Consider the following 16,549-nt stretch of genomic DNA (forward strand, 5'->3'; position numbering starts at 1 on the left):
TTCAAAGCTTTTCAACACCGGTCCGAGCCCGATGGAGCTCCCCGCCGCACCTCCCTTCGTCCGCCGTCGGCAAAAGCGACGCAACCAAAAGATCAGGTTCGCAAAGCCGGAGAGAACTCGCCTGCCGTCAGCGCGAATAAAATCGGTAGACAACATGGAACCATCCCGCTGCTCTCGCGTTGCCCTCTCGCTCGAAAAGACTGTGAACGAGGAATGCAATGAGCGAGAAACTCTTTCCCACTCCCATCCCCCTGAAACTTTCGGCACGACGGCAGACCGTGGTCAGAACGGTGTTCGAAGCCGTGGAACTGCTCAGGCAGTGGCCGGGCCGTCGTGGCCGGGAATATCGCGCAGCCCTCAGGCGCTGCCTGGATGCGCTGGATGGATTGACGAGTACGGACCGGGCGAGCCGCTGCTTTGCCGCAGCCGCCCGGGAATCGGGCCTGTTGCTGGCCTGATCCGGGCGACCGGGATGATCCGGAACCGCAAAGGTGATCCGGGATATCAAGGGCTCGGCGTTTGAAGCTTTCACGATGCGCCGAAGGACGATCGGCGCATCGCCCCGACCGAAAGCACCTCAGCTGCGATCAGCAAGATTTCATGCCACGCGCGGTGATCAGTCGGCGAGTTCGGCCGCTTCCTTCGGTCCACGGTCGGCAAGCGCCTTGAGCGCCGCCTTGTCGAGCCGCCAGTCCGGCGCGCCGTAACCGAGCGGCCACTTGTACGGCTCCTTGTCGTTGAAGAAGACGACGGTCGTCAGAAGCGGGAAGGCCTGGCGGTAGGTCTGCTGATCCAGGATTTCGGCATACCATGCACGCTTGTAATCGGCCGAGCCGGAGACCCCGAGTTCGGCAACGATCACGGGCTTGCCGTAACGCGAAACGCGCTGGTACTTTTCCTTGAGCGCTTCGCCGAAGCGACGCTCGCGACCCCAATAGTCGACGTCCATCTTCTGCAGGCCCCAGACAGGGATGCCGATCGCATCGACGACATCGTCGCCCGGATAATAGGCCGCGAGATTGCGATGGCCCTTCGGCGACCAGACGTAGCGGGCGGCCGGCGCGAGTTCCCGGCACTTGCTGACGAAGTAGCGGAACGCCGTCTTGTAGCCTTCGCTGTCGCGCCGCGCCCAGGGATAGCGCTCGCCGGGCTCTTCCATCTCATGGCCCCAGCGAACGTAGACCGGCCCGCGGAAGTCGGCGGCGCGCGTGCAAATATCGGTAATCTCGCGATCGAAGCGGCCGTTGCCGATATCGGCAAACAGCCGGTTGCCGCCGGCGCGCCAGTCGGCGGCATGGGTATAGGGCTCGACTGAAAGCATCAGCGCCCGCCCCTGTCGCGCGGCATTTGCGAACTTCCGTTTCAGCTGCGCCCGATCCGGCTTCTGCCAGTAGACGAAGACATGCTCAAGTGTCAGCGCGTCGCTGGATGCGACCGCATCATGCGGATCGTAAACGCCGATTTCGACCGTGCGTGTTTCCCGCTCCCTTGCCTCAGGCGTGATGGCGGCGGTCGTCAGCGACCGGTCGATACCGTCTACGGAATCCTGCGCGCGGCCCGGCGTGACTCCGGCAACCGCCAGAAGCGCCAGCGCGCCAGCACCGAGGACCGATCTCGGGACAGCAATAGGCAACGATTTTCTCCGGCGTGCCACATCTGGCACCGCATAAAACCAGACATGGCTTGCTGCGCGCTGGAAGCCGGTGCGATCGCGAGGCCGTGGGCGTCATGCCCGGATGGCAAAAAGGCCGCCGCCAAGGCTGGCAACCGCCCCGTCTCCATGATCGATTGCGCCTGCCTTCCCGAACGCGACAGACCGTTAGAGCGAGGCTCTGAGGAAACAGTGCGACGTGCGCCCGAAGCCGCTCGGCGAGCAGATATAGGGCGCGCGGCCGAGGTAGGTTGCCGTGCGCCTGCGCGTCGGTGCCGGCTCGACGATGTCTTCATCCGCCTCGGCGATCTTCAGCTGCTTCTCTTCCTTGCGGACCTTGATCGAAGGGCTCGCATAGGCGCTCGAATGGCCCGATGCAAACAGCGGCGTTTCGCTGACGACCGTCGACGAGCAGCCGGCGGACAGAAGCAGGAGGCTTAGAACTGATGTCGTCGGTACGAGAAACTTGAAACCCGAAACGGCGGTGCGGCCTACGCCGGCACATGCGGTTTTGATTCGCATAAACGTCCTTTCGAATAGCGGTCCAGCCGCCTGGGGCTTCCTTTGGGCGAAAAGGTGGCGATCTTCAACCCCCTTTTTCATTATTCATTGCTTAAATTAACAATTCCTTTCTTAGAGATTCCGCCATGGTTGTGCCGCCGCTTTCGCCTTGCGCTGGCGAACATCGACGCCTTGCGGACGGCGGACGCAGGCATCGGCGTGGGCTATGAGCGAAACAAATACGGAAAAGCAAAGGCTTGCCGGCCCCTGTATCACGGCATCGGCGAACGGCGACCCGTCTCTGCCGCTTCCGCGCCACCACGCCCGGTGGCAATATCCGGCCGATGCTACGGCTGATATCCCCGGACAAAAAAACGACCCCAGCCACCGGTTCTCCGCTGGAATCCGGACGGCGGCGGCTGGCGGGGACGACGGGCCGCTGCCATTCGCTATTTTTAGCTATCGCGCATTTACGGATCCTTGACCTCTGACGGCCACCTTGGAGCGAGGCGCAACATGTTTGAGCGTATGCGCCCACTCCAAAACTGCCCGCCTCCCGCGGGCATTTTTTTTGCGCGCACGGTAGCCCTGCGAGCACCAGCCGCCCGGTATTCCCAGAGACGACACCTTCCCCCGCGCGCCGCTTCAACCCGCCCCATCCTCGGCGCCCATTGCACGGGCTGAGGCCTTCCAACGTCTGGTCTTGCCTTGCCGATGGGACATGCGAACTGCGCGCCGGCCAGCCGCGATCGGCTGTTCGCCAGCGCGTTTACCACACTGCGAAAGTCCCATTGCGAGAATTTAAGGAGTTGTTAATAATAGAAAGCGGAGAGCGAGGGGCAATCCAAATTGGATCAAGATACAGGTGCCGACATCGTCGGAGCCGCCGGCATCGCTGGCGCGCGCATAACCATCATTGTTTCTGCACTCGGCGCCGGCGGCACCGAGCACGTCGTCAGTCTCGTTGCCAGCCACTGGGCCCGCCTCGGCTGCACCGTCACGGTGATTACGCTCGAAGCGCCGACCTCCGAACCCTATTACAGGCTCGATCCGCGCGTCACCATCGAGCGGCTCGACGTGCCGGTTCAGAAGGCTGGCAAGCTGCGGGCCGCCTGGCTGGTGGCAAGGCGGCTCTACCGACTGCGCTCGACGATCAGCCGCACCCGTCCCGACTTCGTGCTGAGCTTCCTGACGCGCACGAACGTGCTGACGCTGCTCGCAACGCGAGGCCTCAGGCTCCCGGTGATCGTGTCCGAGCGCAACAACCCGGCGGCGCAGCCCTTCGGCCCCTTCTGGAAATGGCTGCAGCTTCGTCTCTACCCGCGCGCCTTTGCGCTGGTGACGATGACCAAGGGCGCGCTGGACTATTTCCCGCCGAATGTTCGCCGCTCCAGCCGGGTGATCGCCAATGCGATCAATCTGCCCGACGGCTGGCAAAAGAAGCGCGGCAACAATGTGCTCACCGCCGTCGGGCGCCTGACTGAGCAAAAGGGCTTCGATCTGCTGCTCGAAGCCTTCGCCAAGGCGGCCAGCGACCACCCCGAATGGAAGCTCGTCATCTGGGGCGAAGGCGAGGCGAGAAAAGCGCTGGAAGCCCAGCGCAACGCGCTCGGATTGGCCGACCGGGTGGAAATGCCCGGCGTCACCGCGAAACCCGGCCTCTGGGTCGAAACCGCCGACCTCTTCGTCCTGTCATCCCGCTACGAAGGCTGGGGCATCGCCCTGCTTGAAGCGATGGCCGCAGGCCTCCCCGTCGTCTCCTTCGCCTGCGAATGGGGCCCGACCGACATGATTGCCAACGGCGACGACGGCATCCTCGTCGAAAACGGCGACATCAACGCCCTGGCCGAAGCCCTCTCCAACCTGATGGGCGACGAGACCCTGCGCGCCCGTCTCGCGGACAACGCCGAAGCCAATGTCCGACGCTACGACGCCGAACATATCCTCTCCCAATGGGACGCCGTGGCGCTCTCGGCACTGGAAAACTCGAGCACCCCGAGGGCCACGATGAAGCCCCGGGCCATCCCCGCTTCCGGCTAAGGATCTGGCCGCGTTAGCGGAGACAACTGCGAACGTGGCCTCGGAAAGGGTATGTCCTGACAAAGCGGTCGTGACAGGCGAGCGCTTTGTAGACCAATGTTGGTCAGCGTGCCGCCGCAGTTGAAGACCCGGTAGATGCCGGCGCCGAAGCTGCCGCCGGAGGGGACGGAAACGTTGAGCGTGGCGTCGAGCACCAGGTTGCCACCGACATCGACAAGATCGTTGAGCGCGCCACCGGCGACATTGGCCTGGCCGAATTCGAAATCGAGGAAGGAAGCGGCAGCGAGCGACAGATTGCCATTGATCGTCAACGTTCCCGGGCTGTTGCCGGGCGCCAGCGTGCCGCGGTCGTTCAGGACGACGCTGCCGCCGATCGTGCCGCTGCCGCCGGGCACGGCACCAGAACCAACCGTCGTCAGTCCGGTTGCAATCGACTGGTTGCCGTTGACCAGCAGCTTGCCGGCATCGACGTTCGTGGCACCCGAATAGCTGTTGCGCCGGAGAGGATCCGTCGCTCACGATCCTTGCATGAGGTGACGTGCAATCTGCACCAGCGCTGCATCGCTGCCGTCTGACCCCTTTGTTCGTTTTCCCGCCTCCAGCCAGCAAACGTTCATGACCGCCAGAATGTCGTCGTCGGATTGGACCACGCCTGCCGCGTCAAAGTCTCTTCGAATGATCGCAAGAATGTCGCTGCGTTCGACGTCCAGCGCCGCCATCGCAAGACCATCCGAGTAGGTCTTGGCATTTTCGCCGGCAAGGGCCAGTTTCTCCGCCGCCCAAAAGCCAACCAGCTTGTTGCGACGTACGATTCGCACCATTTCCGCGCCCGGACCAGCCATCGAAATTCTCCATTGCTGCCTGGCCGGCCATCCTAGCAGAAACCACGAGGGAGAGGGTTGGATTATCCGACGTTGGCGGAACATGCCGTGCGCAATTTCGCGTCGTACAAAATCGCTGGAAATGTCCCAAACCTGCGCGCACATCAAATCTGGGCAAAAATCAGCCAGAAAACCTAGAAAATTCAATGTTCGCAAGTGACTGGTGGGCCCGGAGGGACTCGAACCCCCAACCAAGCGGTTATGAGCCGCCGGCTCTAACCATTGAGCTACAGGCCCACTCTGGATCCGCTCCTGTCCTTAAACCGTAACGGTCCAGGGATAAGACACGGGGCAGCAACTTTAAGTGCTACGGTGGCCTTTGCGCTTCTGAACGAGGCGTGGCACCGTCGTGATCCAGGCCCGCGAACCAATGGCAGTTTGCGGGTGGCCAAGGCTCTAGCGGAAAACCTTTTTGCGGACAAGCCATTGCCGCAATGCTCACACAATCGATAGCCAAGAAGACGCTTGGGACGGAACAACCGGAGAGACATTGAAGATGATTTCCACACGCACTGCCCGCACGCTTTCGATCGCCGCCTTCGCTGCAGCTTTTGCTGGCGTTGCCGCCGCTCAGGCGCAGGAGACGGACAAGGACAAGGCCACCATCGTCGTTGCCGGCGAAGGCCGCGCGACGACCGCGCCGGACATGGCAGTCCTGCAGCTGAGCGTCGTCAAGGATGGCAAGACCGCGCGTGAAGCGCTGGACGCCAACAACAAGACCATGGCCGAAGTGCTGAAGGCGCTGAAGGACGGTGGCATTGCCGATCGCGACCTGCAGACGAGCGGCTTCATGCTCAACCCGCAATACAGCTACCCGACCAACACCGACGGCAGCAACCGCGCGCCGGAGCTGATCGGCTACCAGGTGACGAACGGCGTCAGCGTCCGCGTTCGCGATCTCGCCAAGCTCGGCGAAGTGATCGACAAGTCGGTTTCGCTCGGCGTCAACCAAGGTGGCGGCGTACAGTTCACCAACGACAAGCCGGAAGCCGTGATCACCGAAGCGCGCAAGGCAGCCGTTGCCGATGCGGTTGAGAAGGCCAAGGTGCTGGCCGAAGCGGCCGGCGTCTCGGTCGGCAAGATCGTCAACATCTCCGAGCAGGGCTTCCGCCCCGAGCCGGTGCCGATGATGCGCGCCGGCATGGCCAAGGAATATGCCGCCGACGCCGTTCCGGTCGCAACCGGCGAAAACAGCTACAACGTGACGGTCAACGTGACCTTCGAAATCAAGCAGTAAGGCTTGTCAGCAACGCCCGCGGCCAAGCGCGGGCGCTCAACGATCGAACGCCCCTGGTGCCAAGGATCGGTGCCGGGGGCTTTTCTTTTGGGCGCTGGTGATCGCGATGCACTCGACTAAGACTGGGCCCGGCGCTGAACGCCGTCCGACCTCCAGGCTTAAATTTGCCGGCACCTGCTTTGACATCGCTTCCCGCGCGCGATTTGCTGCCGTCCCTCGCCCTGCGGCATCGCCCGCGACCGCTCCGCGATCTCCGCCTAGCGTCGCCCTCGCCTTCACGTCCTCGTCATCCTCGCCGCTAAAGCGGACCTCCAGCCACATCGCATGGATCGTTGGTCCCGAGTGTTCGGTCGAGGAGATCCTTGGCAGGTGTTCCGGGCGATGGCTGACACATGGGCTGGATCCGGTCTGAAGAAGATCAGCCGATGCCTAGGCCGCAGATGTCCGCGATGGAATTGCGCCGCGCGTTCATTCGTCTGGCAATGCTAGAGGGCAAACCGGCCGGAGCCTTGCCGTCGGTTCGGCAACTACGGTGCCTGACACGACGATCGCCCGAGCGGACGATTCGCACGTGTGGACCGCGCTGTCGGCCTGATCCACTTCGCTTCGTTCACGCGTCCCGACCAGGGCTGCGCGCAACCGGCGCCCCTTGGTCGCTGCGGCGTCAAACAAAAAGCCCCCCATGCCTTGGCATGAGGGGCCATTCTTCCGCCGGCCGGGGGAGACGAGGCGGGAAGATTGCTTAGGTGTTACCAGCGGCCGATCGTCGGGCAGCCGCGGGCGTTCGCAAACACGATCGTCTGGCGTTGGCCGTGGCGACGGCCTTCGACGACGACGCGGCGCGAAGAGACGTCGGCGACATAGGCGCGGCGGAGTCCACGATCGCGGGCCTTGTCGACGGCCATCCAGGGCGCGCAACGGCCGCGGCGGTCACGGTCCCAGTGGCGGTCACGGCCGCGACCCCAGTCGCGCTCGTCACCGTAGCCGCCGTCGTAGTCGCGATACTGGACATCGACGCCACCGCGCGGGCCGAAACCGAATTCGATCGATTCCGCCGAAGCGGTGGAGGCGGCACCCAGCAGGCCGGTAAGTCCGATGACGGCGGCGGCAGCGGCGTTAAAAAGGCGGTTCTTCATAAGATCTCTCCAAGCTTGAAGGGTTCGAGGGGCAATCACCGTCCCAAGCGATTGATCAGAGAATAGGGTCGCCAAGCTGAACGACAGCGGAACCCGATGTTCATGGGACGTTCAGATTGCCAGAACGAGATGACCACACGCGCGTGGAGGAGACTTTCGTGCAAGTCACAGTCGATAAGGCATTGCTTATAAACAAGTATTTCGAAGGGCTTTGACCGCGGCCAAGGCGCTGGGACGCGCCTTCGCCTGCGCTTGGACAAGCGGCGAATCAGCCGCCGTCATCGGCGTGCCAGAGGTGATTCGCGCCCGTATTTTCCCGATCAAGACATGATCGGTCATCCGGCGGTCAGTAAGAAAACTTGAAAATGAAGGGGCGCGACCGTCAGGAGCGGTCGGCTACGCGTCGCTCAGCCGGCAAGCGCCCGCTCAAAGACGCGAATATTGCGATAATGGCTGAGGCGGGTGATGGCGCCGTCCTCGATCTCGAAGACGAGCACGCTGGGAATGGAGTAGCTCTGGCCAGTCGCAGGGGGAAAGCCTTCCATGGTCTCGCGGTAGGTGCCCCGTACCGTCAAATCGGCGGCCACGCGCTGGCCGAAGGCATCGCGCATCAGCACCACGTCTCCGAACTGCTCGTCGAAACGGCGCAGATAGTTCATCAGCCAGGCGCGCAAGGGGCCGACGCCGACGGTGCGTTGACCGGTCAGCGAATCGAGTTCTATGTCCTCATGCACGAGCCGCGCCAGCGCCTCGAAATCCCGCTGGTTCAGCGCCTCGATAAAGCCGCTGGCAATCGTCTGTGCATCGGTCATTCCGGTTCCTCCCTAGCCTCGAAGGCCGGTTCCCAAGCCCTTGCTCTCGCCCCTTTATCTAGAACCCTTGCGCCGCCGTTCAATCGTCGGCGCCGGCCAATCAGGGGGAAAGATGCAGGACGATCTCGCGGCGATGCGGGCGGTCGCGATGCTCGAAGAGGTAGAGCCCCTGCCAGGTGCCGGTGAGCATCCGGCCACCACTGACGGGAATGCCGAGCGATACCGGCGTCAACGCCGCCTTGATATGTGCCGGCATATCGTCGGGGCCTTCCTGGGTGTGCACGATCCAGCACATGGAGGTATCCGAGGAAGGCGGCACGAGGCGGCGAAAAAAGGCGTCCAGATCGCGCTTCACGTCCGGGTCAGCGTTCTCCTGGATGAGAAGCGAACAGGAGGTGTGCCGCACGAAGACCGTGAGCAGCCCCTCGCAGTCGGCGTTGGCGCGTACGAAGGCCGCCGCCTGGTCGGTAAATTCATAGAGCCCCTGGCCATGGGTGGCGATGGTGATGCGCGTTTGCGGCATGAAGGCCTCCGGCAGGCGGTCGCATCCGCCTGAGAAGCGGTGCGACCCGGTGATATGCCCAATGCTTCTATCCCCGGACCGCTCCCGGTCCAAGGCGATCTGCCGCAATCCGTCGCGCAAACAGCGCCTACATCTCCAGGAAGGCCTCGAAGCCGCCATAGATCATGCGCTTGCCGTCGAACACCTGCTTCCAGGCATCGCCCTGCAGCCGCGGATCGGCCATGACCTTGGCAACGATCGCGTCGCGCTCGGCGCGGGATTTGTAGGTGATCCAGGAGAACACCACCGTCTCATCGTCCTTGGCCTGCACCGAGCGGGGAAAGGACGTCACTTCGCCATAGGGCGCGTCATCCGCCAGGCATTCGTTGTAGGCGAGCGCGCCGTGCTCCATCCACACCTCACCCGCCGCCTTCGCCATCGCCTTGTAGGCCTCGATATTCGCCTTCGGCACGGCAACGATAAAGCCATCCACATAGGTCATCGACATAGTCTCCTCTGTTCGTTCTACGAGCATAGGACGCAGGACGGCCAAGAGTTCCGACATCGGGACGGAATTTTCTTTCAAGTGCGGCGCTGCTTTTGTCGGAACCGCGCTTCCCCGTTCGTCCTTGGCCGGTAGCATCCAAATCGGGAGACACCCATGCAGAAGATCACGCCGTTTCTCTGGTTCGACGATCAGCTGGAGGACGCCATCACTTTCTACACCGACATTTTCCGCAACACCCGCATCACCGACGTGAAGCGGGGCCCCGACGGCAGGGCCTTTACCGCATCCTTCGAGATCGAGGGGCAGCACTTCATGGGGCTCAACGGCGGGCCGCATTTCAAGTTCAGCGAGGCCGTGTCGTTCTTCCTGCGCTGCACCGACCAGGCGGAAGTCGACTACTTCTGGGAAAGGCTCTTGGACGGCGGCACGCCGCAGCATTGCGGCTGGCTGAAGGACAGGTTCGGTCTTTCCTGGCAGATCATCCCGGACGCCCTGATGCGCCACCTCGGCGATCCTGATCCGGCGCGTGCCGCCCGCGCCCAGCAGGCGATGATGGGCATGGTGAAGATCGATGTCGCGGAACTTGATCGCGCAGCCGCTGGTTAAGCGGAAGAACGGTCCCCTGGCGCCGGCTCAACCGGGCTGCGGCGTTAGCTGCCGCAGCCTCTGAGCTGCTTGCTGTAGACCTGGGCCATGCCGGCCGCCCGCTTGGCGCCGTTCTTGGCCGTATCGCTCCAGTTGCCTCGGGAATAGCCGCCGTGGCCATGGTAATAGGCGATGTAGAGCCTGTAGGCGTCGTTGAGGGCGATGCCGTTCCGCTGGGCACTTTCGCGATGGTACCAGGCGATGAAGCGGATCGCGTCGCCGAAGTCCGAACGCCGCGCCGCCCAGCGGCCGGTCTCGCTCTGATAGCGCGCCCAGGTGCCGTCGAGCGCCTGGGAATAGCCGTAGGCGGTCGAAGCGCGCGTCCAGGGGATGAAGCCGAAAAGCTTGGTGCGTGGCGGACGGGCATTATGGCGGAAGCCGGATTCGGTGTAGATCGTCGCCATCAGGATCGGCACGGGCACGCCGTATTCACGCTGGGCGCTATAGGCTTCCCGGCGCCAATTGTTGAAAAGGCCATCTTGCTGCTCGAAAACCGCGCAGGCATTCCGGGTGTCTCTCGGCACCGTTCCGCAGCCGGCCAGCAACAGGAGGACGACGACAAATACGCAACGCATCGCAGAACCTCTTGCTTCCCGCAGCACGGCTTGCGCGCAAGGCAATGCCGCGGGAAAAATGCTCGAACACCACGGGCCGCCCGTCGGGGCCGCGGCGCTCCAGAGATTGATAAAACGTAAACCTTAAGGATCTCTTTTGATTCAAAGGAGAACCATCGAAGGCCCGGCCATTGAACTTTCGCCACCGGAGGTTTTACGATCCACGGGAGACATGCCGCGCCAGCCATTGGGCGCAAAGGAGCGTATCGATGAAAGTATCCGCCTTGATGGTGCTCGCCTTCACCGGCCTGTTCGCCGCGACTGGCCTCGCGCGCGCCGACGAATGCGCCGATGCGAGCGACCAGGCGACGATGAATGCCTGCGCCGACAAGGCGCTGAAGGCCTCCGACGCCGAACTGAACGCCCTTTACAAGCAAATCCAGGGACGCCTGAAGGACGATGCCGACAAGACGAAGCTGCTGGTTGCCGCGCAAAGGGCCTGGATCGCCTATCGCGATGCCGAATGCGATTTCGCAAGCTCGGGCGTTGCCGGCGGCTCCGCCCAGCCGATGATCACGCTTGAATGCCGCGACGATCGCACACAGAAGCGCGTCGCCGACTTCAAGACCTATCTGAGCTGTGAGGAGGGCGATCTCAGTTGCGTCCTGCCGCCGGCAAACTGATCCGGAAAAGAGCGACGGTCACGGCGCTCGTAGCGGCGCTTCTCTGCCACGCCGGCAGCAACGCCGGGGCGGCAGATATCGACGCGCTTTATCGCAGTGACGCGATCGTCACCGGCACGGGTGAGGCCAACCGTGAGATCGGTTTTCGCGAATGCCTGCGTGAAGTGCTCGTCAAACTATCCGGCGATCCGATGATCACAGAGGCGCCCCGGTTTGCTGCAGCGGAGGCCAAGGCCGGCAGCTTCGTCTCGACCTTCTCCTACCGCGATCGCCTCGAAGGCATCCCGATCCATGACGAACAGGGCACGCACGACCGCCCGCATGACCTCACCTGCCGGTACCAGCCAGCAACACTGAATCCGCTTCTCGCAGAACTCGGCCGCAAGCCATGGCTCTCCCCTCGCCCGGCGATCGCCGTATGGCTGGCGGTCAAGGACCAGAAGCGCCGCTTCGTGCTGACACGCGACGGCAGTGAAAGCCCCTATATGGCGGATTCGCTTGAGGCAGCTGCAAGGCCGCTGGCGCTTTCGACCGTGCTGCCGGATGCGGCGACCGTAACCGCCCGGAAACCCGCGCTCGACACCCTGCCGCAAGCGGATCCGGCGCAGCTCTTTTCACCCGTGACACAAACCGACGGCGACGTGCCGCTCCTCGGCACGCTCGTCTGGTCCGACGCCGCCCGTGGCTGGATCGCCCAATGGCAGATGGACGCGGGCGGCAAGCGTTACCGCTGGCAGTTGAGCGGCATCAGCTTTGACGACGCCTTTCGCAACGCCATGCGCGGCGCGGCCCGCATCCTCTCAGGAAACGGTGCGCCGTGAACGAGGCATCTGGCGTTGTGGCCGCGATTATCCTCACGGCCGCAACACCGGCTGTTCATCCAAGCGAGGCGATCAGTTCGCGATAGGCAGCCTCAGGGAAAGCTTTCAGCGTCGTCGAGCGCACATTGCCGGCCATGCCAAGCGTGAGCGCGAAGCGTGCGGCCACCGCATCGTCAGGCGCTTCGACGATGGCCACCATGTCGTAGTCGCCCATGGTCAGGAAGAAATGCTTGAAGGAACCGCCCATCTCGCCGAGCACATTCCGTGCGAGGTCGAGCCTCTTCGGGGAATCACGCACATTCTTGACGCCCTGCTCGGTCCAGTTGAGGAGCATGACATACGTCGTCATCTGACACCTCCACGGGGGCACGCTTCACGCCCGCGGTGCGATTGCTCCCGCGTACAAGACGGGGTGCCCCAGATTACTGCGAAGGGGCGACTATACTCTCCGGCGAAAGCGCCCACAATAAATCGCATGGGTGAGGCGGAAACGAAAAAGCCGGGCACGTGGCCCGGCTTTCGATCTTTCCATGTACCCGACTTTAGCTGTCGAGGAAGCTTCTGAGCTTCCTGGAGCGGCTCGGATGCTTGAGCTTGCGGAGCGCCTTCGCCTCGATCTGACGGATACGTTCGCGGGTAACCGAGAACTGCTGGCCGACTTCTTCGAGCGTGTGGTCGGTGTTCATGCCGATGCCGAAGCGCATGCGCAGAACGCGCTCTTCGCGCGGCGTCAGCGAGGCGAGAACGCGGGTGGTTGTCTCGCGCAGGTTCGCCTGGATGGCGGCGTCGATCGGCAGCAGTGCGTTCTTGTCCTCGATGAAATCGCCGAGGTGCGAATCCTCTTCGTCACCGACAGGCGTTTCGAGCGAGATCGGCTCCTTGGCGATCTTCAGGACCTTGCGGACCTTTTCGAGCGGCATGGCGAGCTTTTCGGCCAGTTCTTCCGGCGTCGGCTCGCGGCCGATCTCGTGCAGCATCTGGCGCGAGGTGCGGACGATCTTGTTGATCGTCTCGATCATGTGCACCGGGATGCGGATCGTGCGGGCCTGGTCGGCGATCGACCGGGTGATCGCCTGACGGATCCACCAGGTGGCATAGGTCGAGAACTTGTAACCGCGGCGGTATTCGAACTTGTCGACCGCCTTCATCAGGCCGATGTTGCCTTCCTGGATGAGATCGAGGAACTGCAGGCCGCGGTTGGTGTACTTCTTGGCGATGGAGATGACGAGGCGCAGGTTCGCTTCGACCATTTCCTTCTTGGCGATACGCGCTTCGCGCTCGCCCTTCTGCACCATCGAAACGATGCGGCGGAACTCGGCGATCGAGATGCCGGTTTCCGTGGCCAGATTCTGGATCTCCTGGCGGATGTCGCGGATCGTCTGGTTTTCGCTCTTGGCGAATTCCTTCCAGCCCTTGCCGGCCAGGTTGCTGATCGACTTCATCCAGTTCGGATCAAGTTCGGCGCCCGAATACTGCTCCAGGAACGAGTCGCGCTTGACGCCGTAGGATTCTGCAAGACGCAGCAGACGGCCTTCGTTCTGCATCAGGCGCTTGGAGATGTCGTAGAGCTGCTCGACCAGGCTGTCGACGCGGTTCTGGTTGAGCGACAGCGACTTGACCGCCTTGATCAGCTCGTCCTTGAGTTCCTTGTAGCGGCGCTCCTGTGCGGGCGACAGCGTGCCGGTGGCAGCAAGGCGGGCTTCCACCTGCTGGTCCTGCAGCTTGCGCAGCTTCTTGTAGGTCTCCGCGATGATGTCGAGGGTTTCCATGACCTGCGGGCGCAGTTCCGCTTCCATGGCGGCGAGCGAGAGGTTCGACTCGTCGTCGTCTTCCTCTTCCTCCTCGGCTGGCATGACATCGCCGCCGACATTGGTGATGTCGTCGTCGTTGGCAGGCGAGCGAACCTTGCGGGTCTTTTCCTTTTCCTCGGCAGCCTTGCGGTCGGCCTCGATCTTTTCCGGGCTCTGGAACTGCGGAGCAGCCTTGGCCTCGGGACCGGAATAGGTGGTCTCGAGATCGATGATCTCGCGCAGAAGCGTCTGGCCTTCATTCAGTTCGTCGCGCCAGATAATCAGCGCCTGGAAGGTCAGCGGGCTCTCACAGAGACCGGCGATCATTGTCTCGCGGCCAGCCTCGATGCGCTTGGCAATCGCGATCTCGCCTTCGCGCGACAGAAGCTCGACCGAACCCATTTCGCGCAGGTACATGCGAACCGGGTCGTCAGTGCGATCGGTCGGTTCCTTCTTCTTGCTGGTGGCAAGCGAAGTACCGCTGGAAGGGGCCAGTTCGCCGCCTTCGCTTTCGTTATCGTCGTCGCTGGCCTCATCGTCGCCGCCGCCGGCAGCTTCTTCGGCTTCCTCGTCCTCGATCACGTTGATGCCCATGTCGGACAGCATCGCCATCGTGTCTTCGATCTGTTCGGAGGTGACTTCCTCGGACGGAAGGACGGAGTTCAGCTCGTCCATCGTCACGTAGCCGCGCTTCTTGGCAGCCTTGATCATCTTCTTGACAGCGTCATCGGAAAGATCGAGAAGCGGGCCGTCCGGAGCGCCTTCGCGTTCTACGTCAGCTTCTTCGTTTTCTTTGACTTTGGTTGCCATTTAGTTCGTCGCTTTCCTTGTCGCAACCGGCGTGAGCCCGGTGCCAATGCCGCTCGAAGGTCCGGGTGCGCCGCGCACCCGCCACCGAATCATTTCCCCTGACGTAACGGGATGATGTTTAATTCCTGTTTAACCACGAGTGTACTCGTGGCAAAGCGGACAAGCTCCGACAGTCCTGCCACTGAAACGTCTCTGGCATGATTCCCTAACCGCCGTGTCATCTCGCCATTTCTTATTCGGAAATGGTGATTCCCAGAATTTTCGATCCCGTCAAGCATTTCCGCTGAAAAACCGGATGATTCGGTAAAAATCACCGTTCCTGTCGCTTTTTGGGGTTTATCAGCTTCCGCTGAAGATGTAGGCGCTGCCCGCCAAAAGACAAGGGTAGCAACAATTTAATCGGCAAGGTCTCGTTGTGCCATATGCGCACGCGCAACCAGGACTGCATTTTTCGGTCCGGTCCTAAACCGACCGGCCGTCGTATTTGACGACTTTCACCGCCTCGATATCGAACTCCGGCAGGCAGCGCAGGTTGATCGCCGCCATCTTCCCATGCGGCCCGTCGCCCTCACCGAATGGCGCGATTCCGCAGGTGTCGCAGAACCGGTGCTGGATCACATGCTTGTTGAAGACATAGGTCGAGAGGTCCGCTTCCGGCGTCGTCAGCGTCAGCTTGTCGCGGGCAACGAAGGCGAGCAGTCCGCCGCGACGACGGCAGAGCGAGCAATTGCAGTCGATCGCTTCGCCAAATTCCCCTTCCACCTCGAAGGCGATCTTGCCGCAATGACAGCTTCCCTCATAACGCATGCATGCATCTCCTCTACTTCCCGGTGCGACGACGTCGCCACTGCCATCAAGATAGAGCCTCCCTGCCCTCAAGCAAGCGCAGGCGGCAGCCAGGCATGTGCACGCAAAACGATTCCCGAAGGAGCCCATTGTCGAGGAAAAATCGCAAGATTATTCCGGCTTTTTGCTTGCGCTTGACCTGATCGCGCAGGACCTTCGCACCGAAACGGAGGCTCGAATGCTCATCAAGGAAACCGACGCCATGCGGGTGTTATCGATCGGTCGGCGGCTCACCATTCCAGACGTCAAGACGGAGAGCGCCATGCTGGCGCCTCTCATCGAGGCGGAGATGGAACGTGCAGGCATGATGCCCGCAGGCCCTTGGATCTTCATCGCGAACGATCTACCGAAAAACGCCAAGACGCCGTTCGACTGGCGCATCTGCCGCCCGGTCACGGGCGGCAAGGATTATCGCGGCGCGCTCGATCTGATCGAACTGGAGCCGATCATGGTGGCGTCCACGCTGCACCAGGGTCCGATGCGCAGCCTTTTCACCCAGGGCTACGCGCCGCTGGTCGCAATGATCGAGATGTCCAGGCACAATTTCTCCGGCGAGAGCCGCGAGATTTATCATCGCTGGGCGGGCCAGGGCGCCCGCTATCACGAGATCGAGATCCAGTTCGGCCTCGCCAACTGAACCGCCGCCGTTCACGGGTACGGCGGCCCTTGCGACCTTACCAGTCCATGACGACCTTTCCGGAATTGCCGGAGCGCATGGCTTGAAAGCCGTCGCGGAACTCGTCGATCTTGATGCGGTGGGTGATGACGGGGGCAAGGTCGAGGCCGCCCTGCACGAAGGCGATCATCTTGTACCAGGTCTCGAACATCTCGCGGCCATAGATGCCCTTGAGGTTGAGCATCTTGAAGATCACCTTGTTCCAGTCGATCTCGAAGCCGGCCGGTGCGATGCCGAGGATGGCGATCTTGCCGCCATTGTTCATCTTGTCGATCATGTCGCGGAAGGCAGGGGCCGCGCCGGACATTTCCAGCCCGACGTCAAAACCTTCGGTCATGCCGATCGCCTTCATCACGTCGGCAAGGTTTTCCTTCGAGGCATCGACGACATGGTCGATGCCGACGCTTTTCGCGAGCGCCAGCCGCGTCGGGTTGATGTCGGTGATCACCACCTTGC

Annotated in this window: 21 protein-coding genes and 1 tRNA gene; 8 read left to right on the top strand and 14 right to left on the bottom strand. The window is 62.4% G+C overall.

All coding sequences use genetic code 11. The annotated features are described in order from the left end of the window. The first annotated feature begins 218 nt into the window (after positions 1–218). Positions 219–458 (top strand): DUF982 domain-containing protein, encoded by a 240-nt coding sequence (locus BLU15_RS04380; protein WP_034791960.1) that lies wholly within the window; start codon positions 219–221, stop codon positions 456–458. Positions 459–616: 158 nt separating this feature from the next. Here BLU15_RS04380 and BLU15_RS04385 read toward each other — a convergent pair whose 3' ends face one another. Beyond that, a complete protein-coding gene (locus BLU15_RS04385; RefSeq protein WP_090294394.1) occupies positions 617–1,633 on the bottom strand; it encodes a glycoside hydrolase family 26 protein in 1,017 nt (338 codons plus the stop codon). Positions 1,634–1,819: 186 nt separating this feature from the next. Further along, entirely contained in the window at positions 1,820–2,173 is a 354-nt protein-coding gene (locus tag BLU15_RS04390) for a hypothetical protein (protein ID WP_034791958.1), read from the bottom strand. A 42-nt stretch (positions 2,174–2,215) separates the two neighbouring features. On the opposite strand from BLU15_RS04390, the gene BLU15_RS38865 reads away from it, so the two are divergent. Together BLU15_RS38865 and BLU15_RS04395 are read left to right on the top strand one after the other, a co-directional pair. After that, positions 2,216–2,509: a hypothetical protein gene (locus BLU15_RS38865; protein ID WP_143034197.1), complete on the top strand. Its 294-nt coding sequence runs from the start codon at positions 2,216–2,218 to the stop codon at positions 2,507–2,509. A 492-nt stretch (positions 2,510–3,001) separates the two neighbouring features. Beyond that, positions 3,002–4,192 carry a glycosyltransferase family 4 protein gene (locus BLU15_RS04395; RefSeq protein ID WP_090294396.1) on the top strand — a complete coding sequence of 397 codons (1,191 nt, stop codon included), beginning with the start codon at positions 3,002–3,004 and terminating at the stop codon, positions 4,190–4,192. On the opposite strand, the gene BLU15_RS04400 is transcribed toward BLU15_RS04395, so the two are convergent. The 3 genes from BLU15_RS04400 to BLU15_RS04410 form a co-directional block, all read right to left on the bottom strand. Next, positions 4,189–4,587 (bottom strand): hypothetical protein, encoded by a 399-nt coding sequence (locus tag BLU15_RS04400; RefSeq protein ID WP_090294399.1) that lies wholly within the window; start codon positions 4,585–4,587, stop codon positions 4,189–4,191. The genes BLU15_RS04395 and BLU15_RS04400 overlap by 4 nt on opposite strands. A gap of 120 nt (positions 4,588–4,707) precedes the next feature. After that, a complete protein-coding gene (locus BLU15_RS39440; RefSeq protein ID WP_060515850.1) occupies positions 4,708–5,034 on the bottom strand; it encodes an ATPase inhibitor subunit zeta in 327 nt (108 codons plus the stop codon). Between the two features lie 200 nt (positions 5,035–5,234). Continuing rightward, positions 5,235–5,310, bottom strand: a tRNA-Ile gene (locus BLU15_RS04410). A 259-nt stretch (positions 5,311–5,569) separates the two neighbouring features. Here BLU15_RS04410 and BLU15_RS04415 point away from each other — a divergent pair. Next, positions 5,570–6,310 (top strand): SIMPL domain-containing protein, encoded by a 741-nt coding sequence (locus BLU15_RS04415; RefSeq protein WP_034803426.1) that lies wholly within the window; start codon positions 5,570–5,572, stop codon positions 6,308–6,310. A gap of 749 nt (positions 6,311–7,059) precedes the next feature. Here BLU15_RS04415 and BLU15_RS04425 read toward each other — a convergent pair. The 4 genes from BLU15_RS04425 to BLU15_RS04440 form a co-directional block, all read right to left on the bottom strand. Continuing rightward, positions 7,060–7,446 (bottom strand): hypothetical protein, encoded by a 387-nt coding sequence (locus BLU15_RS04425; protein ID WP_034803430.1) that lies wholly within the window; start codon positions 7,444–7,446, stop codon positions 7,060–7,062. A 407-nt stretch (positions 7,447–7,853) separates the two neighbouring features. Continuing rightward, on the bottom strand, positions 7,854–8,258 hold the full coding sequence (locus tag BLU15_RS04430) for a ketosteroid isomerase-related protein (RefSeq protein WP_034803432.1): 405 nt from the start codon (positions 8,256–8,258) through the stop codon (positions 7,854–7,856). 100 nt (positions 8,259–8,358) lie between these two features. Further along, complete coding sequence (locus BLU15_RS04435; RefSeq protein ID WP_090294404.1) at positions 8,359–8,781, bottom strand: secondary thiamine-phosphate synthase enzyme YjbQ; 423 nt, start codon at positions 8,779–8,781, stop codon at positions 8,359–8,361. Between the two features lie 127 nt (positions 8,782–8,908). After that, positions 8,909–9,262 carry a DUF1428 domain-containing protein gene (locus BLU15_RS04440; protein WP_090294485.1) on the bottom strand — a complete coding sequence of 118 codons (354 nt, stop codon included), beginning with the start codon at positions 9,260–9,262 and terminating at the stop codon, positions 8,909–8,911. Between the two features lie 159 nt (positions 9,263–9,421). On the opposite strand from BLU15_RS04440, the gene BLU15_RS04445 reads away from it, so the two are divergent. After that, the gene (locus tag BLU15_RS04445) at positions 9,422–9,874 is read left to right on the top strand and encodes a VOC family protein (RefSeq protein WP_090294405.1); all 453 of its coding nucleotides are present in this window, start codon (positions 9,422–9,424) and stop codon (positions 9,872–9,874) included. Positions 9,875–9,918: 44 nt separating this feature from the next. On the opposite strand, the gene BLU15_RS04450 is transcribed toward BLU15_RS04445, so the two are convergent. Beyond that, on the bottom strand, positions 9,919–10,488 hold the full coding sequence (locus BLU15_RS04450; protein WP_034803436.1) for a transglycosylase SLT domain-containing protein: 570 nt from the start codon (positions 10,486–10,488) through the stop codon (positions 9,919–9,921). 248 nt (positions 10,489–10,736) lie between these two features. On the opposite strand from BLU15_RS04450, the gene BLU15_RS04455 reads away from it, so the two are divergent. Together BLU15_RS04455 and BLU15_RS04460 are read left to right on the top strand one after the other, a co-directional pair. Then, positions 10,737–11,150 (top strand): lysozyme inhibitor LprI family protein, encoded by a 414-nt coding sequence (locus tag BLU15_RS04455; protein WP_090294407.1) that lies wholly within the window; start codon positions 10,737–10,739, stop codon positions 11,148–11,150. Further along, complete coding sequence (locus BLU15_RS04460; protein WP_090294409.1) at positions 11,126–11,971, top strand: DUF2066 domain-containing protein; 846 nt, start codon at positions 11,126–11,128, stop codon at positions 11,969–11,971. The genes BLU15_RS04455 and BLU15_RS04460 overlap by 25 nt, the downstream gene beginning before the upstream one ends. 55 nt (positions 11,972–12,026) lie before the next feature. On the opposite strand, the gene BLU15_RS04465 is transcribed toward BLU15_RS04460, so the two are convergent. The 3 genes from BLU15_RS04465 to BLU15_RS04475 form a co-directional block, all read right to left on the bottom strand. Further along, entirely contained in the window at positions 12,027–12,320 is a 294-nt protein-coding gene (locus BLU15_RS04465) for a GYD domain-containing protein (RefSeq protein WP_034803438.1), read from the bottom strand. A 193-nt stretch (positions 12,321–12,513) separates the two neighbouring features. Continuing rightward, entirely contained in the window at positions 12,514–14,571 is a 2,058-nt protein-coding gene (gene rpoD, locus BLU15_RS04470) for an RNA polymerase sigma factor RpoD (protein ID WP_034803439.1), read from the bottom strand. Between the two features lie 462 nt (positions 14,572–15,033). After that, positions 15,034–15,378, bottom strand: a complete 345-nt coding sequence (locus BLU15_RS04475) for a GFA family protein (RefSeq protein WP_034803441.1) — start codon at positions 15,376–15,378, stop codon at positions 15,034–15,036. 217 nt (positions 15,379–15,595) lie between these two features. Here BLU15_RS04475 and BLU15_RS04480 point away from each other — a divergent pair, with 217 nt between their 5' ends. Continuing rightward, entirely contained in the window at positions 15,596–16,054 is a 459-nt protein-coding gene (locus tag BLU15_RS04480) for a GyrI-like domain-containing protein (RefSeq protein WP_090294487.1), read from the top strand. Between the two features lie 37 nt (positions 16,055–16,091). On the opposite strand, the gene BLU15_RS04485 is transcribed toward BLU15_RS04480, so the two are convergent. Further along, the coding region (locus tag BLU15_RS04485; protein ID WP_143034199.1) for a zinc-binding dehydrogenase at positions 16,092–16,549 on the bottom strand (458 nt) is incomplete at its 5' end.

It is taken from the genome of Ensifer sp. YR511, from assembly GCF_900103045.1.
GTDB lineage: Bacteria > Pseudomonadota > Alphaproteobacteria > Rhizobiales > Rhizobiaceae > Ensifer > Ensifer adhaerens.

Excerpts from the sequence above, each read along its gene's own strand:
- BLU15_RS04435 (WP_090294404.1), bottom strand. The coding sequence starts at position 8,781 with ATGCCGCAAACGCGCATCACCATCGCCACCCATGGCCAGGGGCTCTAT.
- BLU15_RS04455 (WP_090294407.1), top strand. The coding sequence starts at position 10,737 with ATGAAAGTATCCGCCTTGATGGTGCTCGCCTTCACCGGCCTGTTCGCC.
- BLU15_RS04450 (WP_034803436.1), bottom strand. The coding sequence starts at position 10,488 with ATGCGTTGCGTATTTGTCGTCGTCCTCCTGTTGCTGGCCGGCTGCGGA.
- BLU15_RS04465 (WP_034803438.1), bottom strand. The coding sequence starts at position 12,320 with ATGACGACGTATGTCATGCTCCTCAACTGGACCGAGCAGGGCGTCAAG.
- BLU15_RS04480 (WP_090294487.1), top strand. The coding sequence starts at position 15,596 with ATGCTCATCAAGGAAACCGACGCCATGCGGGTGTTATCGATCGGTCGG.
- BLU15_RS04475 (WP_034803441.1), bottom strand. The coding sequence starts at position 15,378 with ATGCGTTATGAGGGAAGCTGTCATTGCGGCAAGATCGCCTTCGAGGTG.
- BLU15_RS04425 (WP_034803430.1), bottom strand. The coding sequence starts at position 7,446 with ATGAAGAACCGCCTTTTTAACGCCGCTGCCGCCGCCGTCATCGGACTT.
- BLU15_RS04440 (WP_090294485.1), bottom strand. The coding sequence starts at position 9,262 with ATGACCTATGTGGATGGCTTTATCGTTGCCGTGCCGAAGGCGAATATC.
- BLU15_RS04390 (WP_034791958.1), bottom strand. The coding sequence starts at position 2,173 with ATGCGAATCAAAACCGCATGTGCCGGCGTAGGCCGCACCGCCGTTTCG.
- BLU15_RS04430 (WP_034803432.1), bottom strand. The coding sequence starts at position 8,258 with ATGACCGATGCACAGACGATTGCCAGCGGCTTTATCGAGGCGCTGAAC.
- BLU15_RS39440 (WP_060515850.1), bottom strand. The coding sequence starts at position 5,034 with ATGGCTGGTCCGGGCGCGGAAATGGTGCGAATCGTACGTCGCAACAAG.
- rpoD (WP_034803439.1), bottom strand. The coding sequence starts at position 14,571 with ATGGCAACCAAAGTCAAAGAAAACGAAGAAGCTGACGTAGAACGCGAA.
- BLU15_RS04445 (WP_090294405.1), top strand. The coding sequence starts at position 9,422 with ATGCAGAAGATCACGCCGTTTCTCTGGTTCGACGATCAGCTGGAGGAC.
- BLU15_RS04415 (WP_034803426.1), top strand. The coding sequence starts at position 5,570 with ATGATTTCCACACGCACTGCCCGCACGCTTTCGATCGCCGCCTTCGCT.
- BLU15_RS04380 (WP_034791960.1), top strand. The coding sequence starts at position 219 with ATGAGCGAGAAACTCTTTCCCACTCCCATCCCCCTGAAACTTTCGGCA.